General features: G+C 57.1%; 16 protein-coding genes and 2 pseudogenes. 8 read left to right on the forward strand and 10 right to left on the reverse strand.

What is annotated here, in order from left to right:
• Positions 1-56 precede the first annotated feature (56 nt).
• The 5 genes from HTUR_RS20545 to HTUR_RS20565 form a co-directional block, all read right to left on the reverse strand.
• On the reverse strand, positions 57-446 hold the full coding sequence (locus tag HTUR_RS20545; protein ID WP_012945258.1) for a DUF7344 domain-containing protein: 390 nt from the start codon (positions 444-446) through the stop codon (positions 57-59).
• A 261-nt stretch (positions 447-707) separates the two neighbouring features.
• Positions 708-941, reverse strand: a complete 234-nt coding sequence (locus tag HTUR_RS28570) for an HTH domain-containing protein (RefSeq protein ID WP_049941979.1) — start codon at positions 939-941, stop codon at positions 708-710.
• Entirely contained in the window at positions 938-1,153 is a 216-nt protein-coding gene (locus HTUR_RS20555) for a transcription initiation factor IIE, alpha subunit (protein ID WP_081443515.1), read from the reverse strand. Before HTUR_RS20555 ends, HTUR_RS28570 begins: the two co-directional genes overlap by 4 nt.
• A gap of 266 nt (positions 1,154-1,419) precedes the next feature.
• Positions 1,420-2,841 (reverse strand): OB-fold domain-containing protein, encoded by a 1,422-nt coding sequence (locus HTUR_RS20560; protein WP_012945260.1) that lies wholly within the window; start codon positions 2,839-2,841, stop codon positions 1,420-1,422.
• On the reverse strand, positions 2,838-4,010 hold the full coding sequence (locus HTUR_RS20565) for a thiolase C-terminal domain-containing protein (protein WP_012945261.1): 1,173 nt from the start codon (positions 4,008-4,010) through the stop codon (positions 2,838-2,840). Before HTUR_RS20565 ends, HTUR_RS20560 begins: the two co-directional genes overlap by 4 nt.
• Positions 4,011-4,117: 107 nt before the next feature.
• On the opposite strand from HTUR_RS20565, the gene HTUR_RS20570 reads away from it, so the two are divergent.
• The 5 genes and pseudogenes from HTUR_RS20570 (at position 4,118) to HTUR_RS20590 (ending at position 9,535) form a co-directional block, all read left to right on the forward strand.
• Positions 4,118-5,569 carry an aldehyde dehydrogenase family protein gene (locus tag HTUR_RS20570; protein ID WP_012945262.1) on the forward strand — a complete coding sequence of 484 codons (1,452 nt, stop codon included), beginning with the start codon at positions 4,118-4,120 and terminating at the stop codon, positions 5,567-5,569.
• Between the two features lie 140 nt (positions 5,570-5,709).
• Positions 5,710-6,870 (forward strand): acyl-CoA dehydrogenase family protein, encoded by a 1,161-nt coding sequence (locus HTUR_RS20575; RefSeq protein WP_012945263.1) that lies wholly within the window; start codon positions 5,710-5,712, stop codon positions 6,868-6,870.
• A gap of 96 nt (positions 6,871-6,966) precedes the next feature.
• Positions 6,967-7,848, forward strand: a complete 882-nt coding sequence (locus tag HTUR_RS20580; RefSeq protein WP_012945264.1) for an amidohydrolase family protein — start codon at positions 6,967-6,969, stop codon at positions 7,846-7,848.
• Between the two features lie 370 nt (positions 7,849-8,218).
• A pseudogene (locus HTUR_RS28110) lies at positions 8,219-8,661 on the forward strand (IS6 family transposase); the annotation flags it as partial.
• A gap of 205 nt (positions 8,662-8,866) precedes the next feature.
• Positions 8,867-9,535 carry a helix-turn-helix domain-containing protein gene (locus HTUR_RS20590; RefSeq protein ID WP_012945265.1) on the forward strand — a complete coding sequence of 223 codons (669 nt, stop codon included), beginning with the start codon at positions 8,867-8,869 and terminating at the stop codon, positions 9,533-9,535.
• 123 nt (positions 9,536-9,658) lie between these two features.
• On the opposite strand, the pseudogene HTUR_RS28685 reads toward HTUR_RS20590, so the two are convergent.
• The 3 genes and pseudogenes from HTUR_RS28685 to HTUR_RS20600 form a co-directional block, all read right to left on the reverse strand.
• A pseudogene (locus HTUR_RS28685) lies at positions 9,659-10,028 on the reverse strand (IS6 family transposase); the annotation flags it as partial.
• Positions 10,029-10,045: 17 nt separating this feature from the next.
• A complete protein-coding gene (locus HTUR_RS20595; protein WP_012945266.1) occupies positions 10,046-10,810 on the reverse strand; it encodes an IclR family transcriptional regulator in 765 nt (254 codons plus the stop codon).
• A 387-nt stretch (positions 10,811-11,197) separates the two neighbouring features.
• Entirely contained in the window at positions 11,198-12,244 is a 1,047-nt protein-coding gene (locus HTUR_RS20600) for a lactonase family protein (protein ID WP_012945267.1), read from the reverse strand.
• A 1,258-nt stretch (positions 12,245-13,502) separates the two neighbouring features.
• Between HTUR_RS20600 and uxaC the strand changes: the two genes are divergently transcribed.
• The 3 genes from uxaC to HTUR_RS25835 all read left to right on the forward strand — a co-directional run bounded on the left by uxaC (position 13,503) and on the right by HTUR_RS25835 (position 16,553).
• Positions 13,503-14,867, forward strand: a complete 1,365-nt coding sequence (uxaC, locus tag HTUR_RS20605) for a glucuronate isomerase (RefSeq protein WP_012945269.1) — start codon at positions 13,503-13,505, stop codon at positions 14,865-14,867.
• A gap of 230 nt (positions 14,868-15,097) precedes the next feature.
• Complete coding sequence (locus HTUR_RS20610; RefSeq protein WP_012945270.1) at positions 15,098-15,922, forward strand: SDR family oxidoreductase; 825 nt, start codon at positions 15,098-15,100, stop codon at positions 15,920-15,922.
• Positions 15,923-16,277: 355 nt separating this feature from the next.
• The gene (locus HTUR_RS25835; RefSeq protein WP_012945271.1) at positions 16,278-16,553 is read left to right on the forward strand and encodes a HalOD1 output domain-containing protein; all 276 of its coding nucleotides are present in this window, start codon (positions 16,278-16,280) and stop codon (positions 16,551-16,553) included.
• Positions 16,554-16,652: 99 nt separating this feature from the next.
• On the opposite strand, the gene HTUR_RS20615 is transcribed toward HTUR_RS25835, so the two are convergent.
• Positions 16,653-17,609 (reverse strand): mannonate dehydratase, encoded by a 957-nt coding sequence (locus HTUR_RS20615; RefSeq protein ID WP_049941981.1) that lies wholly within the window; start codon positions 17,607-17,609, stop codon positions 16,653-16,655.
• A 295-nt stretch (positions 17,610-17,904) separates the two neighbouring features.
• On the reverse strand, positions 17,905-19,668 hold the full coding sequence (locus HTUR_RS20620) for a glycoside hydrolase family 2 protein (protein WP_012945273.1): 1,764 nt from the start codon (positions 19,666-19,668) through the stop codon (positions 17,905-17,907).
• Between the last annotated feature and the right edge of the window lie 188 nt (positions 19,669-19,856).

Here is a 19,856-nt window from a genome sequence, read left to right on the forward strand (position 1 = left end):
GATGAAAAGTGTTTGTATCGATCGGTCGCGTGACTCCGCTGCGAGTGGTCCCGTCCTCACGTCGAATCCAAGGCGCGAAGACAGCCGAGAAGCGCCTCGAGACCCTCGTGGCGTCGATACCGAATCTCTCGCGAACGGACGTCGTACTCGACAATTCCTTTCTCCGATAGCATCGGCAAGTGAATGTGAATGATCGCGATCTCGAGACGATCGCGATCCGACCGGTCGTCCGATTGCCGGCTTTCGCGATCGACGAGATGCGTCGTTACTCCGTCGATAGTCGCCGTCTCGTCGGACGCGTCGATGAGGTACTGCAGGATCGCTCGTCGATAGGGATGCGTCAGTAGTTCGAGTATCGCATCCGTTGAGAGGGATCCCTCGAGGTTGGTGAAATAGCACTCTGCTTCCGTCGCGCTACCGTCGCTGTTACAGTCGTTGTGGTCCATTCGTAGTCGTTTCCGTCCGTTAACTTCCATGTGCTCCCATCCTCGACGTTACTCCCGGGTATCGGTCCCGTCACTTCGACGATGGGACGCTGTCACGATCAGGTTACTGTGCTATACGGCTGCCGTTCGAATCCGTCGCCGCGTCTGGCAACTGTAACGTTCGTAGTCCTACATAAATGTGGTGCTTCGTTACTACACACCACACTGAACGCGTGGAACAATGCTTGATACTCGCAAAAGACCGAATCTCTATTCACCCCGTTAGATAGCTATGTGGCGGGTCATCGCCAGTTCGACGAGCGGTACCGCACTCGTTCGATTGCCGCTCGTTTCGTCTCCGAACGACGGGAGTCGTACCTCTCGTCGATGGAACGCCGACTCGAGCGAGTGTCCGCGTCGACCGACCCAGCGCTCGAATTCGACAACGAGTTCGCTTCGGACCGGTTCCCCGTCGATCGGCAGTGATCGACGACGCAGTTGGAACGAGAAATTCATTGACAGGAATATCCGTTCTCCGTCCGTTGAACGTAGTCGTTTGCGACGAGCGACGCGAGTAGCGGGAAGAGCGTGAGTTTGGACAGATCGAGTCGGTGCTGAAGTTCTGACGCCGTCGCTGCGTCCGTCTGCCGGAGGGCGAGATAGACGAGTTTGGCCTGTGGCGATTCGAGATCGTCCGGAACTGCGAACTGCTGTTTACTTGTGGACATCATCCAGTACATGTGGCAACGGAATCACATATGAATGTTCTGTGTAGCGTGAGAACACTGGACAATGATACTGGATCGAGGAGACTGCGAGACTGGGACGATGTGAAAATTGAACATCAGTACGGTGTAGAGAAGGCTATTTCTGCCCGTTACAGATCGTCGGCGTCAGCGTCACCGAACAGCTGATTCAGCGTGTAAGCGCCACCGCCGATCCGGACTGCAACGAAGCACTACTGTCGCGTGCGATCGCAGTCCGGTGGTCGACGTCAGTCGCTACCCTCGTCGGTCGGCCTAAACTTGACGCCGTACCGCGGGACGCCTTCCTGCGTGTATATCCGACGGATCGCGGCCTCGACGGTGTCGTCGACCGACACCGATTGCGGATCGACGTCCGTGAGCTGGGCGGGGAGCGTAACCGAGCCGTGTTCTGTCTCGAGTGCCACGATCGCGACGGCGTACGCGCCGTCGCGTTGCTGGAGGTCCGCGAATTCGGGCGGGGCACCGCCCTGTTCGATGACGGTCACCGCGCGAACCGTCCCGGTTCGGGGTGCTTCGAACTCCTCGAACTGGACACGTGCGTGACACTCCTGACAGGCGCCGGCGGGCGGGAAGGTAACGCCACCGCAGTTCGGACACGCGCCGGCGACGAGTCGGTATCGGTGATCGAGTGACTGCTGCCAGTTCGGCAAACTCACGTTCGCACCGCCGCCGGCGACCTCGCCGTCGACGATGTATCCGCGCTCGCGGAGGTACGTCGAGTAATCGACCGTCTCCGTCGACTCGAGGTCGTCGATTCCGCGAACCGGAAGCGATCCCTCGCAAGTGAGCGCGGCCGCGCTACCGCCGCCGAAGAAGGCGGCGACGGTCAGTTCGTCGGTGTCGGCTCCGTCCAGCGCCGAGAGCAGTCCAACCGGGACCGTCGCCGCGCCGGCGTCGCCGATCCGGTCGGCTACCGTCCCCGCGGCCACGGCCTCGGACGAGACCGAGAGATCGCTCGAGATCCGATAGGGGAAGCCACCGTCACGCTGGTGCACCGCCGCACCGGTCGCCTCGGCCGCGTCGATCTCGAGCGACGACACTGCCGTCGTTACCGCCTCGCGAACCGCGTCCCGCTCGTACGTCGTGACTCCCAGGGAGTCGACGTCGCGGTCGCCGCGCTCGCGGAACCGAATCCCCGGCGTCTCGTCGCTGTGCCACGCGACGTCGTCGATTGGAACGATCGGATCGTCGTCGATCACGAACGCTGCCCCGGCGGCGCCGAACGGATGGTCCGCGTCGGCCGGCTCCCCTTCGGGACAGTCGGCGGCGATGACAACGGCGGGCCCGTCGGCGTCGAGCGCACGCGAGAGCGCTTCGGCGCCGGCCGCAGTGTGGTGGGTCGTAGTCATCGTCGCTACGCCTGCAGGGAGATCGAGCGCTCGAACCAGTCGCGGAACGAAATCGCCCTCCTCGAGCGGCGGAGTGGTCGTCGCGACTGCGACGGTCTCGATCGCCGAGCGATCAACGGCGGCGTCAGCGAGCGCCCGTTGGGCCGCCACGACGGCCATCGTCAGCGAGTCCTCGTCCGCGGCCGGAACGGCCTTTCGTTCGACGCCCGCGGCGTGACTCGTCTCCCACGCGGCCTCGAGGTCGTCGGCCGAGAGTCGGAACCGAGGAACGTAGACCCCGGCGGCGACGAGTCCCCTCATGCGAGGACCTCCTCCTTTTCGAAGATGTGAACGGTGACCCCGCCACCGCTCCCGCCGACGTTGTGTGTGAGTCCGTACCGGGGATCGTCGACTTGGACGTAGGCCTCGCCGCGCAGCTGGTCGAAGGCCTCGACGATCTGTCCGGTGCCGGTCGCCCCGATCGGATGACCTTTCGACTTCAGTCCACCGCTGGTGTTCGCCGGGAGTTCGCCGTCGGGATCGGTCACGCCCTCTCGGAGCAACCGTCCGGCCTCTCCTCGATCACAGAAGCCGAGGTCCTCGTAGGCCAGGAGTTCGGCGATCGCGAAACAGTCGTGGACTTCGGCGAAGTCCAGCTCCGACGGGTCGATTCCGGCGTCCTCGTATGCGTCTTCGCCCGCTCGGACTGTGGCCGGGATGGACGTTAGCGACTCCCGCTGGAACAGCCCCACTCGCCCGCTCGAGGCACCGGTGCCCGCGACCCGGATCAATTCGTCGCTGTGCTCTCGAGCGACGTCTTCGCTCGCAACGAGAACCGCGCTCGCGCCGTCGGTCGTCGGACAGCAGTGATAGAGGTTGAGCGGATCCGCGACCGGCGGCGCGGAGACCGCGTCCTCGAGCGAGCACTCGAAGCCGAGGTGCGCTTTCGGATTCTGCGCCCCGTTACCGTGATTTTTCACGGCGACGCGGCTCAGATCTTCGACGGAGGCATCGTATTCGTCCATGTAAGCGCTTGCCATCTGTGCGTAGACGCCGGAGAAGGTGGTTCCGCTCATTCGTTCCCACTCGGTCTCTCCGCTGACGCCGAGCCACCAGCGAGTGTGATCGGAGCTCGCATCGGTCATCACTTCGTATCCGCCGGCCAGCGCGACGTCGACCAGACCCGAGCGGACCGCAGTCACTGCCTGCCGAAACGCGTAGCCGCTCGCGGCACAGGCGTTTTCGACTCGGGTCGTCGGAACGCCGTGAAGTCCGACGTGTTCCGTTACTGCCGGTCCGGAAAGTCCGATCTGACGGCCGCCGACGCCGAGCGTTCCGAGGAACGCCTCGTCGATCACGTCCGGTGATAGTTCCTCATCGACGCTGTCGATCGCCGCATCGAACGCCTCATCGAACAGGGAGAGGTACGTTCGATCCGGAAACGAACCGAACGATGACTGTCCAGCTCCCAGGACGTATGCATCTCGCATGAGTCAAAATATCTGTGCGGGTAACTTATAGATGACCCACGACGGCCGCCTCCAATGTGGCCGGTATCAAACGCTTTTTATCGATCCGTCGGAAAAAACGATGTTGTATGAGTTACACCGGTCCGACAGACCTGTATATCGACGGCAAATGGACTGCCGCGACGAGCGGCGAAACGTTCGCAACCGAAGACCCGGCGACGGAGGACGTCTATGCGGACGTCGCAAAAGCGTCAGCAGAAGACGTCGATCGCGCAGTCGGCGCGGCGTCCGACGCAGTCGATCGGGACGGCGACTGGCGCTCGCTCGATCCGCGAAAGCGGGGCGCGTATCTGCACGCCATGGCGGACGCGATCGAAGAACGAAAGGATGAGATCGTTCGCGTCGAGTCCCGCGACAACGGGAAGACGCCGTTCGAGGCCACTCTCGACGTGGACATGGTCATCGACACCTTCCGATATTACGCCGGCTGGACCGACAAAATCGAAGGTGATGAAGTGCCGGTTCCCGGAGACCGGTTGAACTACACCGTTCGAGAGCCGGTCGGCGTCACCGGCCACGTGATCCCCTGGAACTATCCCTTCCAGCTCGCCGGACGAAGTCTCGCGCCGGCGCTGGCCTGCGGGAATACGGCGGTTCTCAAACCGTCCAGCACGACGCCGCTATCGGCGCTGTACTTCGCCGTCGCGGCGGAAGAAGCGGGACTACCCGACGGCGTGGTGAACGTCGTGCCCGGTCGCGGGAGCACCGCCGGCAACAGACTCGTCGAACACCCGGACGTCGATCACATCGCGTTTACGGGAAGCACGGGCGTCGGGAAGGGCGTCATGGAGAGAGCCTCGCAGAACGTGACCGGCGTGACGCTCGAGCTCGGCGGCAAAGGACCGAACATCGTCTTCCCGGACGCCGACCTCGACGCGGCCGCCGCCGGCTGTCACTACGGAATCTTCATGAATGCCGGGCAGATGTGCTGGGCGGGCTCGCGGCTGCTCGTTCACGAATCGGTCGCCGACGAGGTGGTCGATCAGGTCGTCGAACGCGCCGAGTCGACGCCGCTCGGGAGCGGAATCGACGACGACGGACGGATGGGACCGCTCGTCAGCGAGAGCCACCGACAGGAAGTTCTCGATTACATCGAAACCGGGAAAACCGAAGGAGCGACGGTCGCAACCGGCGGCAGCGTCCCCGACCACAAGGAAAGCGGCTACTTCGTCGAACCGACCGTCTTCACCGACGTCACGAACGATATGACGATCGCTCGGGAGGAGATCTTCGGTCCCGTGCTCTCCGTTATTGAGTTCTCCGACCGAGACGAAGCCATCGAAATCGCCAACGACTCTCCGTACGGCCTCATGGCCGGTATCTGGACGTCGGATCTCCAGACGGGCCACGAGGTCGCGGAGTACCTCGATTACGGCATGGTTAGCATCAACGAGTACCCGGTCACCCAACCGCAGACGCCGTTCGGCGGCTTCAAGCAGAGCGGCCACGGACGCGAGCAGGGAACCGAAGCGATCCACGAGTACACCCAGACGAAAAACGTCAACATCAATCTCGAGTAAGCGTTCCGGCGGTCGATCGTGTATTCGGCGCTCGAGAGGCGAGTCGATATCGGAATCGCTGGCCGATAGTCGAGATCCGATCGACGACCCGCGGAACGCTCGCGAACTTTTATGGGGATGCATCCCGCGCATAGCACTGTATGACGCTAATTGAGAGTGTCCTCTCGGACGAACACCGCGAGTTCCGCGAGCGGGCGGACGAATTCGCAACCGACGTCGTGGAACCGGAGGCCGAACGGATCGAAAAGACCGACGAGTTCCCTCGAGACGTGATCGAGAAAGCGGGCGAGCGAGGATTGCTCGGGATTCTCCTTCCGGAAGAGTACGGCGGTCAAGGCTCGGACTTCCTCTCGTATTGTCTCGCGGTCGAACGGATCGCGCAAGCGAGCGGTGCCGTCGCCGAGACGATCCAGGGACACACGTTCGCAGCGCTCCCGATCGCGAACTTCGGAACCGAGGAACAGAAAGCGGAGTATCTCGAACCGATGACTCGGGGTAGAAGCATCGGTTCGATGTTACTAACGGAACCCGACGCGGGGAGTTCACCGAGCGAGCTCTCGACGATCGCGGAAGTCGACGAGACCGAGGGGGGCTATCGGATCACCGGCGAGAAGTCGTTCGGAACGAACGCCGGCGTCGCGGATGTTCACCTCGTCGTTGCGCGAAAACGACCGGCGCCGGCGGAAGGACACGGCGTGAGCGTGTTCATCGCCCCCGGCGTCGACGATCGAGAGGGGTTTACCTTCGACCGCGCGGAATTCATGGGGATGCGCGGACACGTTACCGGCGATTCGACCTTCGAGAGCGTCTTCGTCGACGAATCCGCCCTTCTCGGTGAGATCGGCCACGGATTCCGAATCGCAATGGGAACGATCGACATGGCACGTACCGGACTCGGTGCGATCGGGACGGGAATCGCCAGGGCGAGTTTCGACGAAGCGGTCGAGTACGCTGGAGGCCGCGAACAGGGCGGCAGTCCGGTCGGTGAGTACCAGGCAGTTCAGGTGTTGATCGCCGACATGGACGCCCAACTGGATTCGGCGCGCCACCTCGTTTACGACTCCGCGGCAGCGATCGCCGACGGAAACGGCGACACGCGGAAATCGAGCAAGTCGAAGTACGTCGCCAGCGAAGCGGCGGAGTTCGTCACGCGAAATGCGATGCAGATTCACGGTGGGAACGGATATCGGACCGATCTCCCCCTCGAGCGATACTACCGCGACGCGAAAATTCTCAGCATCATCGGTGGGACGACGGAAATACAGAAGACGACGGTCGCAACAGAAGTTATGGATATTTGACTGATTATCGCGGCAGTATCGATATCCGGCCTCTAGTTCGCCAGTACTCGAAGCGAGCCGCGAGCTTTTTTCTGCTTCGTTCGCTATCGCTACGAGATGACGGTATCTGAACGAGAGATAATCGACGTTCACGTCCACATGAATCCGTTCTGGCGAATGGACGCGGACGCCAAACGAACGCTAGAGGAACACTCCGCGGATTTCGAGCGAAAAGTCGAACTCGCGCGGAATCCCGAACGATTCCTCGAATACCTCGACGAGCAGAACGTCGCGACCGCGGCGATCATCAATTACGTGAGCCCGATTCTCGGCTATACCCACGCCACAAACGAGTGGGCCGCGGCGTTTCGCAGCGAGGCCTCCGAGTCCGAACGCGTGCTCGCGTTCGGTGGGTTCGATCCGCGAGTTGCCGACGATCCCACAGCGGAACTCGATCGAATCCTCGACGAGTTCGAGCTCGACGGAGTCAAGATCCACCCACCTCATCAGGGTATCTCTGCGAACGATTACCGGGACGATCCGGATACCCGCAACCTCGAGGAACTGAGACAACTCTATGCACGCTGTGCCGAGGCGGACGTTCCAGTGATGTTCCACACTGGAACGAGTATTTTCTCGGGCGCTCGGTCCCGCTACGCGGATCCGATGCCGCTCGATGACGTCGCTGTCGACTTCCCGGACCTCAACATCATCATGGCCCACGGCGGTCGACCGATGTATACCGAGGAGGCGTGGTTCCTGCTTCGCCGTCACGAGAACGTCTATCTCGATATCTCGTCGTTTCCACCGTCGAACCTACTCGAGTATTTTCCGGAAATCGAACGCGTCGATGATCGTGTTCTGTTCGGCAGTGATTGGCCTGGACCGATGGTACCGGATATCGGCGACAACGCCGCGATCGTCGAAGAACTTGAACTGCCGGAGAATACGATCGATCGTATTCTTCGGACGAACGCGGAATCTGTGTTCGATATATAACTGATCTCCCGATACGAACTGCTCTTTATGCAAAGAGCATGGTATACGCCATTCGTATACACAATTCGAATGGCGGCCACGACCTTGATAGGAGAACATGTCAATAAATGCCCTATTATGACCGGGTTCGATTAATTACAAATGTACTGGTGTAAATAGTCGGAAAATGAAAACAACCGCCGTATACGATACGCCGATTTGCGCTTTGAGCGATTATGGGGGGACGGTATCGGGTCGCTGGTAGCGTACCAGACTCGCTGATGTCCACGAGAGTTTGACTCTCGTACGACCTCCTGGAGTGCTTTGTACTCCAATGCTCGACGAATCGAACATTCGTCTCGACAGCAGAACGCAATGCGTTCTGAGGATGGCGAAGCCGCTACAGATTATGATTGATGAAACTCCTGTCAGGATTACTGGCAATTGGTCTTGGGCATACGATGCAATAGAACTCAACCCTAAGTTGCTCCTCGATGTCGAGTTCTTTGGACGACGAGGTACCAATATAGCTACCGCGTTGCTGTATGAAGTAACCGAGAAACACAATCTCCCTGCTGCTGAGTTCCTCGTTGGTGGTGCCAGATATTTGACCGCCCCTCTCGATTAGGATTGGTCGGTCGCCCTGGCTACGTCGATCGAAATCGCATTGAAAAGTTGTTTCATACCCGTAAATTACGGGTCGACCGCTTCCATAACTCATGGGTCAGCAGTTGGGCGAGTGCTAGTGGTTTATTTGTGTATTTTACACACTACTATAGTACACAACGACCGCACCAGTCACTCAACGAACAGACATCAAGAGGAGTGCGAAACTGGACAGTTCCTTCCCACCCCGATATAAACATGCGGGTGATTGTGTTCTTTGAACTGATTTTCCGGATTTGATTTTAAGATATAGTTAAATCCTCTCCCCAATCCTGTATTTTATTTAACAATAGTCGATATATGGTGGATATTTGGGGCATATGTCAAATATTTATTAGTAAGGCATATATTGTCTAAAATCCGTATAGAATCTATGTCTCTCATTGGGAAGATGGAAATAGGGCGTCCGGTGGGCCAAAAGGCATTGAAAGCCGTTCCAGATATGATACTCGAGATCGAGGATATTCGTTCGTTGGCCGACGAACCGTTTAAATTCATTTTTTGGGCGTCAAATGACGATTTTCAGACATACGAATCTGCACTAACCGATGACCCTTCGGTTTCTGACTACAAATGCCTCACCGAATTACCTGAGCGACGCCTCTACCAGATACAACTCTCAGAAGAAGGCCAACAGAACACGCTTCAACCCATTGCCGTAGAGCAGGATATTGTTCCTATTAGTCTGACGATGACGGTTGAAGGCGTAGAATTCGTGGGTCGGTTCCCGTCCCGAAGTGCGATAATCACTCTTAAAGAAAAGTGTGAAGAGCTAGATAGACATTTTAGATTGATTAATCTGTACGAGGAGAAACCCGTTGAGAAGGATGGTGGCCGTACCAACAGATACGGCGTTACAAGCAGTCAACGTGGTGCCCTGATCGCGGCGTTAGAAAAAGGATACTTCAACGTGCCGCGGGAAACGCGGATGGAAGATATCGCCGATGAACTCGACATCTCGACGTCCGCTCTATCGGCTCAACTGCGACGCGGACAGAAAGCACTGCTTCGCCACACCTTAGCTAATGGGTCATCGATATAACGAACCGAACTCCCCAATAGTGATATTATTTATATAATTTTGAACTACTGTTCATCGCGGCACGGCCTAGTTCTGTATCTCCTCGGCTGGTGTTTTTTCATCGAGTGCTTGATTCGATTTCTGCTAGTCGCAGTACTGTATGAACTATTCAAGACACTTGCGGACGCTCGCCTGACTGGCTACCCTACGAATTGTGGAAACGGTCGTCCCGAATTCGAGAGTGAGAACCGTTTTTCGATATGGTTTCGGTCAGTGTAGTTGACCCAATATTCAATCCTAACTGAGAGAGAATAGTCCGATAACCGAATTGATCGACGAGAAACTCAGCATCGGAGAGATCATTTTTCTCGCAGAGCTGACGGAGAAATATAGTTGCCGTATCAGTGCTATGCCGGCCGAACAGCGCGATATCGAAGAGCAACTCAGGATTGAAGGATATTGCAGCGTATACCCAAGACAACTCGGCGTTGATTTTGACAGCTGTTTCGGTCACTGTGTTATGTCATACACCTACGAGTACAGCGAGTTGACTTCAATGACATTCGCTGTTTGAGCGATCTTTTCCTGCAGGTCGTTCGTTATTCGCTCGTCAGTCATTCGTCGAGACGGACCGGAGATACTCAGCGCACCGATAGCTTCCGTTCCCGGCACGTTCACTGCTGCCCCGATACAGCGAATGCCCGGAATATTCTCTTCGTCGTCAATCGAATACCCTCGCGACGAGGTTTTGTCGAGTTCTCGGTACAGGTCTTCGACGTCGGTGATCGTGTTTTCCGTTCGCTCGGGTAACTCGTATTCTTCTATGATTTGGTCGGCCTCATTACGAGGTAATTCGGCCAGAATCGCCTTTCCGAGAGACGTCGAATGCATCGGCATCTTTTCACCAATTTCGGAAACGGTTCGAACCGCTGAATCGCCTCGACCTTTTTCGAGGTATACGACGTGCCCCCCTTCTTTTGCGCCGAAGTGGACGACCTCACCAGTGGTATCCGCGAGTTCTCGGACTTCCTCTCTCACCGTATTCGTGTCCGCCACCCAGTTCCTGACGGATTCGGAAATACGCACAAACTGCAGACTGAGCCGATACGTGTGATCGTCTTTGACGACTAGCCCTTCGTTGTTCAATGTCGCGAGATGGCCGTGTACGGTGCTTTTCGAGATCCCCAACTCGTTCGCAAGTTCTGTGACCCCTATCTCACCCTTTTTTCGCAATATCTCTATTATTCTGCAGGTCTTTTTGGCCGAATCGACCTGTCGAGGAATCTCCCTAACCATATGTAGAGTAACGGTGGTACAACACATATTTGTCGTAGTTCTTTGCTCGAACCATTTATATAGGGGTGCGGTATCGACTACGAAGTCCGCGTACTATAGGGACCGCAGCGTATATTCATTCGACCTCTCCCTCTAAACCACTGATAAGGGTATCGGGTCCGTATCCGTTTCGATATATGTAAACCGTTTAACTATCGCTAATGAGACGTGCTACCAGTTCGATCGGTACAGTAGATCAAAATTAGAAGTCACTGGAGCCGATAGTTCTGACGTGCTGGTTTCCGCACGGTTCCTATTGTACTATCGGTCGAAACGATCCGCCATCGATTGGACCAGGAGGGACAGCACAGCGGACAGCGGTCCGTTGATCGGGCTCGAGGTCGGATCTCACAGCCACTGAATACAGACCGGGTCCGGAATCGATACGTGTTCGCCTATCGGTACTAACGATCCAGTTTCGCCGTCAACCCTGAACCCAGTGACATCGTCGCTGTGGCGATTCGCCGCGAAAAGGTAGTCTCCGTTCGGATCGACTGTGAAGTGCCACGGCCACTCTCCGCCGCTCGAGGACGTCGCGACGCGCTCGAGGCGTCCATCATCGATAGCGAACGTCACGATCGCGTCCTGACCGCGATTCGAAGCGAAGATGTATCGTCCGGACGGATGGACGGCGATTTCGGCTGACTTGTTCTGTCCGTAGAACTCGTTCGGGAGCGTTGAAACCGTTACTTGGGCGACGAGAGAGCCGTCCGAGCGTCTATCGAACTGAGTCACCGTCGAGTCGAGTTCGTTGATCACGTACAGCTGGTCGCCGTTCGGACCGAACGCGATATGCCGCGGACCGGATCCCGGCTCGACATTGGTCTCGGCGCATCGCTCGAGTGTTTGTTGGTCTCGATCGATCCTGTAGGTGATAATTTGATCGGTCCCGAGATCGGCAACGTAGACGAATTGATCGTCTGGTCCAGGCGTGATCGAATGTGGATGCGGTGCGTTCTGGCGTTCGTCGTGGACGCTCGAGCCGTGATGATCGATGACTGCGGTCGGACTCTCGATACTACCGTCATCATCAATGGGAAGCATCGAAATGGCACCACCGAAGTAGTGGGCCACAAACAGAAACCGTCCCGTCGAGTCAACACTGCAGTGGCACGGACTGAATGCGCCGCTTTGCGCCGCGTTGACCTCGTGCAATACGCCCGTGTCTCGATTCACAGCGAATACTTTGATGACTCCTTCCCCTTCTTCGCGAACGGCAGCGTACAAGTACTCTCCGTTCGGATGAGGAGCGACGAACGTCGGGTCGGGCCCAGCAACAGCACTATCAAGTGGTTCGATTGAACCCGTTTCTGAGTCAACTGCAACGGTGTAGACTCCGTCAGCACTTGTCGAGCTATACGTACCAATGGCTGCTAAACGCGTCTCGGGTGTCACATTATTTCGATAGAACCGTCTGGCTTTTACTGTTTTGATATTCAGTCAGAGGGAGAATAGCGTATGATCGTGCCGACTTCGTTTCCATCGAACTGCCTCCTCTTCTGCGTTAGCCGCTGGATCGTATCCGATCCGATCACTGACCTTGCGGACTGAAACCCATCGCCGACGTCGTAGAAGACGCCGAATTCGATGGAGATCATCCCAAAGACAATACTCGATCTGACGAGCAAGGTCCCGACGAGACTGCCACATCGCCTTCACGTCGCTATCAACGTCGGCGAGTACACGTGTGCACGCTGGCGTACATCAACGGTTACCGCCCGCTCGCCCGGGTTTCGACTCGAACTCGCTTTCGGTCGTTACTCGACTGCCAGCTTCGAGATTCATGGTGACAGAGGGCCTCCATTTCAAGATTCTACCGGTCTCAAGTATCCGCGCAAGACGGATTCTTCGAATTTCGTACGTAACACCTCGATATCCATGAGACCGTTCTCTGCTGTCGAACTGTTCGATCTATGATGTGCTTTTCTCGCTGTCACAGAAATCGACCCGTTCTCGAGGCAGTCTACGACGAGATACTGAGACGCGTTCGTTGTTCGACCGATCGGTATGATTCGTCCGAAGGCTACCGAGCGTTTACTGGCTGTTTGAACCGGTTTCCACGGAAAGTAACCGCACGAGAGGTGTTCTTTCCTCTCGAATTGCGCCGTACAGTCGCTCTCGGGCAGAGAATGACGAACTTCTAACCCACTCTCGAAATGGTCTACGAGTCCAGAACGGTTCGAATCCGAACTAGCATCTGTGCTGTCACGATTCCGCTGAGTTGCCGCGTATGCTCTATCGATCCGCTGTCGGTCCGATTACGAGTCACTCGTGTAAGCAGCCCATTTACGACAGTACTTTCGTAAAGAGAACGCAATCGTCGGTCTACCGAGTGCGGGATCCTCTGTTGTCTGTATTCAACAGAGACGTTCGACATCGTCGAACATCCCGGTTTGTGGCCTGTGTCGGCTGCCAGCACTATCATACAACGACGAGAAATGAGAACGAAGCGTACGACGACACCTATTGTAGATGCACACGCCAACCGGACGAAATCGTCGAATCGACCGAAAGGATGTCCCATTCTCAGCTATCGAATAGAGCCGTGTTCGACTCTCTTGAGAATGCCACCGACAAAGAGACTCGGAGACAACTTGTACCGTCCTCGCTCTGCAGCCGGTGTTTTTTTGTAACCGAGTGCATAGCGTATTGCATGGGGTTCCTTGGAGACAGATATCTGCTCGACTCGGAGACCGCTGAAGAACTGTACGCCGATATCGAATCACTGCCGATCGTCGATCCGCATACTCACGCGGATTTGACCGAAATCATCGCTAACGACGGCTGGTCCGATATCTGGGAGGTCGAAGGGGCGACTGATCACTACGTCTGGTCGATGATGCGAAAACGGGGCATCCCTGAACGGAAGATCACGGGTGAGGCCTCAAACAGGGAGAAGTGGCTCGCGCTCGCCTCGGAATTTCCCAATTTCGCCGGCAATCCGAGCTACGAGTGGATCCACCTCGATCTACAACGCCGTTTCGGTATCGAGAAACCGATCTCCGAGGCGACGGCCGAGGAGATCTGGACCGAGACGAAAGCGCAACTGGCGACGCCCTCGATGCGTCCGCAGCGACTGCTGGAGGAAATGAACGTCGAGGTGTTCTGTACGACAGACGACCCAACGTCGACGCTCGAGAATCACGAACGGGCCGAACGAACCATCGAAAGTGTCGACATCCGGCCGACGTGGCGGGTCGACCGCGCATTGCATGTCGGTCGGGACACTTGGTACGAGTTCGTCGACCAATTGGAGCAAACGACCGGTACCGGTACCGGTTCCTTCTCAGGGTTTCTGGAGGCACTCGAGGAGACTCACGACTACTTTGCTGCTCACGGCTGTCGGGCGAGCGATCTCAGCCTCGAACAGATCGTGACACGACCTGTGAGTCAGCGGCGAGCGCGAAACGTCTATCGCAGGGCACTAGAGGGACGAAATCTCTCGGTGAACGAAGTCAAGGACTTTCAGGCGTTTCTCATCGAAATGGTCGGTCGGCTCAATGCCGAGAAAGGGTGGGTCACTCAGCTCCATTTCGGTGCGGTTCGTGACTATCGCGGTCAGTTGTACGACACCGTTGGTGCCGACGCCGGGGGCGACGTCTCGACGCAGTCGATCGAACTGACTGACAATCTGGAGTACTTCCTGAATGAGTTCGACGATGAGACGGAGATCATTCTCTATACCGTCGATCCGACCCACTACCCGACGATCGCAACGATCGCTCGAGCATTTCCGAACGTGAGTGTCGGTCCGGCGTGGTGGTTCAACGACAGTCCGTACGGGATCGAGGAACAACTGAAGTACGCGGGTTCAGTCGATCTGCTTTTCAATCACGCCGGAATGGTCAGCGACTCGCGGAAACTGATATCGTACGGATCCCGATTCGAGATGTTTCGTCGGACGCTCGCGAACGTGGTCGGCGAGATGGTCGATCGAGAACGGGTCCCGATGGCTCATGCGGAGCATCTCGTGAGACACCTCGCGTACGACCGGCCGAAGTCGCTCTATGGGTTCTAGTAGTTCCGCAGTACCAGTGTGAAATCCAACGCGCTGTCGTGCCCACCACAGTGATTGGCGGCAACGAGGACCTATCTGGGTCCACACAAAGGGCGACTCTTCGTGAGAGCCGGCAACTGACGCTCGGGAATGTGCCTTCGATCCGATATTCAGTACTTACCGAACGTCGAGTTCCGGGAACACGGAAAATACATACAGCTGCGTTCTAACTGTTCTCGTACGGAGCTACGATGAGTATGACTAATGACTTCGCTATCGACGGCAAGGTGTGCGTGATAACGGGCGGGTCCGGCGAACTCGGATCGGCAATGGCGAAAGCGATCGGTGAAAACGGCGGGAAGGTCGTTCTCCTCGCCCGCGGTGAAGAAAAACTACAGCAAACCAGCGCCGAACTCGCGGAACAGGACATCGAACACAGCGCGATCCCGGCGTCGGTTCTCGACCGCGCGGAACTGGACGCGGCCGCCGAGACAGTCATCGACGAATACGGTCGCATTGATGTTCTCATCAATGCAGCAGGAGGAAACAACCCCGATGCGACGACAGGTCCAGATACGTCCTTTTTCGAACTCCCGAAAGAAGGCCTCGAAGACGTCGTGAACGTCAACTTCGTCGGGACGGTCCTCGCGTCGCAGGCCTTCGGCGAGTACATGGTCGAACAAGGAGAGGGTAGTATTCTGAACGTCTCGTCGATGAACGCGTTTACGCCGCTGACCAAGATTCCGGGCTATTCGGGTGCCAAAGCTGCCGTCTCGAACTTTACCGAGTGGCTGGCCGTCCATATGGCTCAGAACTACACTCCCGATATTCGCGTCAACGCGATTGCACCCGGGTTCTTCCTTACGGAACAGAACCGCTATCTCTTGATCGACGAAGAGATGGACGAGTACACCGACCGCGGTCAGGCGATCATCGATCACACTCCCCAACGACGATTCGGTACTCCGAAGGACCTTGCGACGACCGTGCTTTGGCTGATCGCACCCGGTTCCGAATTCGTCACTGGGACGGTGATTCCGGTCGACGGGGGGTTCTCGGCGTTTAGCGGCGTCTGATATGATCGATCCTGAGGTGATAGATTAGGAATCCAGGTGAGATGTGCAGGTCGTCAGTTACCCACGTGCTACGGCCAGTTGGATTGAGGGGAGACATCGCAATCATCTCAGCCACCTCATCTAGTGTAGACGTCCGCTCGTCGATTTTGAAGCGTTAGAGATACGTTCAGTAGTAGTCGATCACTGCGATCATCGGGCGGCAGAACCAATGTAATCTCAGAGAGACAGCGAGTCAGTCGTCTGTGAGCCACAGACTTCGAACCTCTACCCACTCTAGCGTTATTTCACCCTCTATATATACCCCGAATAGAGTTAACGCGAGGAACTTCGTGTATTGGCATCAAAGTAGTACTTGATGTCAGCAGCAATAGAATACAAAGCAGAGAACCCTCGGTTGTCAGTGAAGGTAGTAGAAGCTATAGCTGCATACGCAGACCAGAGCCCGGTTGTGGTGTCTGAGGACGGAACTGACGGGATTGCACCGCTATACCAAACCATCGATCCGGACGCACTGGATGCGCTGTTTCAGAATACGGCTGGCGAAGAACCGATAGGAACGGTCGAGTTCGTCCACTGTGGATATAAGGTAACCGTTGAAAGCACCGGCGAAATAACCGTTACTGAACGATAACCGACGGTCAGGAAGCGGTAACTCGCGACGAAGATCTCGCTGGTGAATTTCGTAGGTGGAGAGTCATCCGTGCGACTACCGATTACTCGGAGCGAACTGTTACAGCGAATCCGATAGACCGCGCATGTATCCGATAGCGAAGAGACGTCCCTTCATGTGGTAGCCGGGATTAGAATTGTCCTCTCCGGCCATCGTTGGGACGTGATCCGGCCGCATCGGTACGTTGTCGCTGACCGCCTCGTCGTATGCCGCCATCGCTGCGTGCATATCAGTCGGCCCGTTGTCGTGCCACGTTTCGACGAACCGGTCGGCATCTCCTTCGACGTCTCGGAAATGAACGAAGTTAATCTTTTCACCGAAGCGACGGATCGTTGACGGGATATCAACTCCCATCGCTGCGAAGTTTCCTTGGCAGAACGTGATTCCGTTATATTCGCTATCGACGACGTTCAGTATTCGTTCGTAATTCTCGACACTATTCGCGATTCGAGGAACACCACGAACCGATTCACGAGGCGGATCGTCGGGATGAAGTCCTAGTCGAACGTCTGCCTCCTCGGCAACCGGAACGACTTCCTCGAGGAAGTACGCCAAGGCCTCGAAAATCTCCTCGTGGCTTTTCGCGGAAGCCGGTACGGTCGGCCCGCCCTGCATTTTCGCGTTATCGTAGCCGGTGGCGAGCGAGTCTCCGCGAGCTTCGACATGCGCTTCGGTACGCGCCCAGCGAACGCCGGCCATCCAATCGTAACAGACGACGGGGATCCCGAGATCACCGCAGTTTCGAAGGAATTGTTTGAACTCCTCGATATCCTCGTCACGCCCGTCGAGACCGAGTCGAATACGGTCGGTCAACGGAACGCTTCCTTCGAGAACGGAGAACTCGAGCCCGGCATTCTCGAGCCAGTTTTGTAGTTGCCGGAGTTCGTCGTACGTCCATGTCGTTTTGTCGTTACCAACCTCTAACGGGTGAATCACAGCGTCTGTAACACCCATTTGCTTTGCTAGTTCCCATCGTTCGTCAGGTTGCGGTGGTAGTACTAAAGCTGGCTGTACCATAGTTATCGCTAGGACACATCTCATATATACGTTTGGTTCTACGGAGGAGGCAGACCGAGTGCCTCGGGATCGTTCGGAAATCAGAGGTCTCCGTGATAACGAGGTTTGTGTGAAATTCAGTTGAAAGAGCGACACCGGGAATTACCGGCTGAACACCCGTCATCACGAGCAAACTGACAAGCGGCACTCGAGAGCGCTATTGCGTTAGAACCCTCGAACGCGCAGCTGCAAAAATAGCGGTGGGGTTTGTTCTTTGTCAGCGCATTAGCTACTTGTCGTGTCCGCTTTCACCTCGTTAGGACCGTTTTTCCTGATAGAACCCCCGGAGTACGTGGAACGCCTGCTTCTTGCGGCCGTGTTGATCAACGAGACCCTTGCGATTGTAGCCGCGCTGGTGGTCGTTCTGCCGCATCGGAGCCCGGAAGTCGAAGAGGATCCACGGAGCCATCCCGGCGATCTGATCGTTTCCGTCGATCGCATCCGTTTGTCCGCGATAGATCGCGGCCTGGAACTCCTCGGTCCAGCGCTCGTCCTCGTCACCGTGGTGGCCCCACTTCGCACCTCCACCGGTCTCGGAGATCAGGACCGGCGTCCCATCGGGGTTCTCCTGGAACTGCTCCATGTCGTCGGCGTCGCCGTAGTACCAGCCGTAGTACTGGTTGATCCCGACCACGTCGAGGTGCTCTTGCAGCGGATCCTTGAGAACGATTCCATCATCGGTTTCGTCGACGAAGCACGCGGCGGTGACGAGCCGGGTGTCGTCTAGTTCGCGGACGTAGTCGGCCATCTCCGGGAGCACTTCGTTTCGGGTATCGTCCTTGTGGTCGGTTTCGTTGGCGATCGACCAGAGGGCGACCGACGCCCGGTTCCAGTCGCGCTGGATCAGCTCTCGGAGCTGCTGACGGTACAGCTCCTGGATCTCCTCGTCACCGAAGTTGATGTGCCAGTAGGCCGGGATCTCTTCCCAGAGGATGAGCCCCTCCTCGTCGGCTTTCCGCGCCATCGCTTCGGTGTGCGGGTAGTGCGCGAGCCGGGCGTAGTTACAGCCGAGCTCCGTGATCCACTCGAACCGCTCTTCGACGTCCTCGAGGTTGAGCGCACGCCCCTTTCCGGCGGACTCCTCGTGCAGCGCGATCCCCCTGAGCCAGATCTCCTCGCCGTTGAGTAGCAGATCGCCGTCGACGACGTCGACTTCGCGAAGCCCGACCTCGTCCTCGATCGTATCGTCGTCGGCTGCGACTCGAACGGTGTACAGCTGCGGATCCGAGGGGCTCCACAGGGTGACGTCATCTCGAGAGAGCGTTGCTTCCCCGGTGAAAACCCCGTCATCGTCAGCGGTTAGCTCTATCGATACGTCCAGTTTGGGGAACGAGGCCGTCACTTCGGTATCGTCGACGGCGTTTTCGACCCACGCGTCGAGCTGGAGGTCGACGCTGTCTTCGGACAGCTCCGTCTCGAGCTTGTAGTTGCGAACGTATGTCTCCGGCACCGAGACGACCTCGACCGACCGGTTGATCCCGCCGAAGTTGAACCAGTCGGTGCTGGCGTTGGGGATCCCGTCGTCGTAGCGCTTGTTGTCGACTTTGACGATTAGCAGGTTCTCTCCGTCGACCAGCTCGTCGGTGACGTCGAAACTGAACGGCGTGAACCCCCCTTCGTGTTCGCCCAGTCGTTCGCCGTTGAGCCAGACTTCCGCTCTGTAATTGACTGCACCGAATTTGAGGTGTGAGCTATCGCCGGCCGTATCGGCGTCCCAGTCGAACGTCTTCGCGAACCAGACCCAGCCCTCGTAATGGCGGAACTCGGTGATCTCTTCTCCCCAGCTCGCCGGGACATCGACGGAATAGCCGTCGTGGACGTTGAAATCGACCGGCATCCCCTCTTGCTCGGAGGCGCCGAGTTCGTAGATCGATTTGGGTGAAAATCCGGCAGGGTTATCGTCGTCGTCGTCATCGACGAAATCTTCGAAGTAGCCGTCGTACATCTCATACTGGTCGGGGATCGCTTGCCACGTTCCGTCGAGCGAGACGGACTCCCGTGGGTACGATAACAAATGCATCAACCGATTATCCGCAACAACACAATAAAAAAGTACCGGTACAAACGATTCTATGGTTCCAGTTTTAGAGGGGCTGGCTCCGTCGGTATCACTTGTAGTCTGCCTTTTATGTTTCTCGCGAGTACTTGACATGGTATGCGATAGAACGATGGATATTCGGAGCGCTTCCGTACCAAGCTGATCGCTCG

This window comes from Haloterrigena turkmenica DSM 5511, from assembly GCF_000025325.1.
Lineage (GTDB): Archaea > Halobacteriota > Halobacteria > Halobacteriales > Natrialbaceae > Haloterrigena > Haloterrigena turkmenica.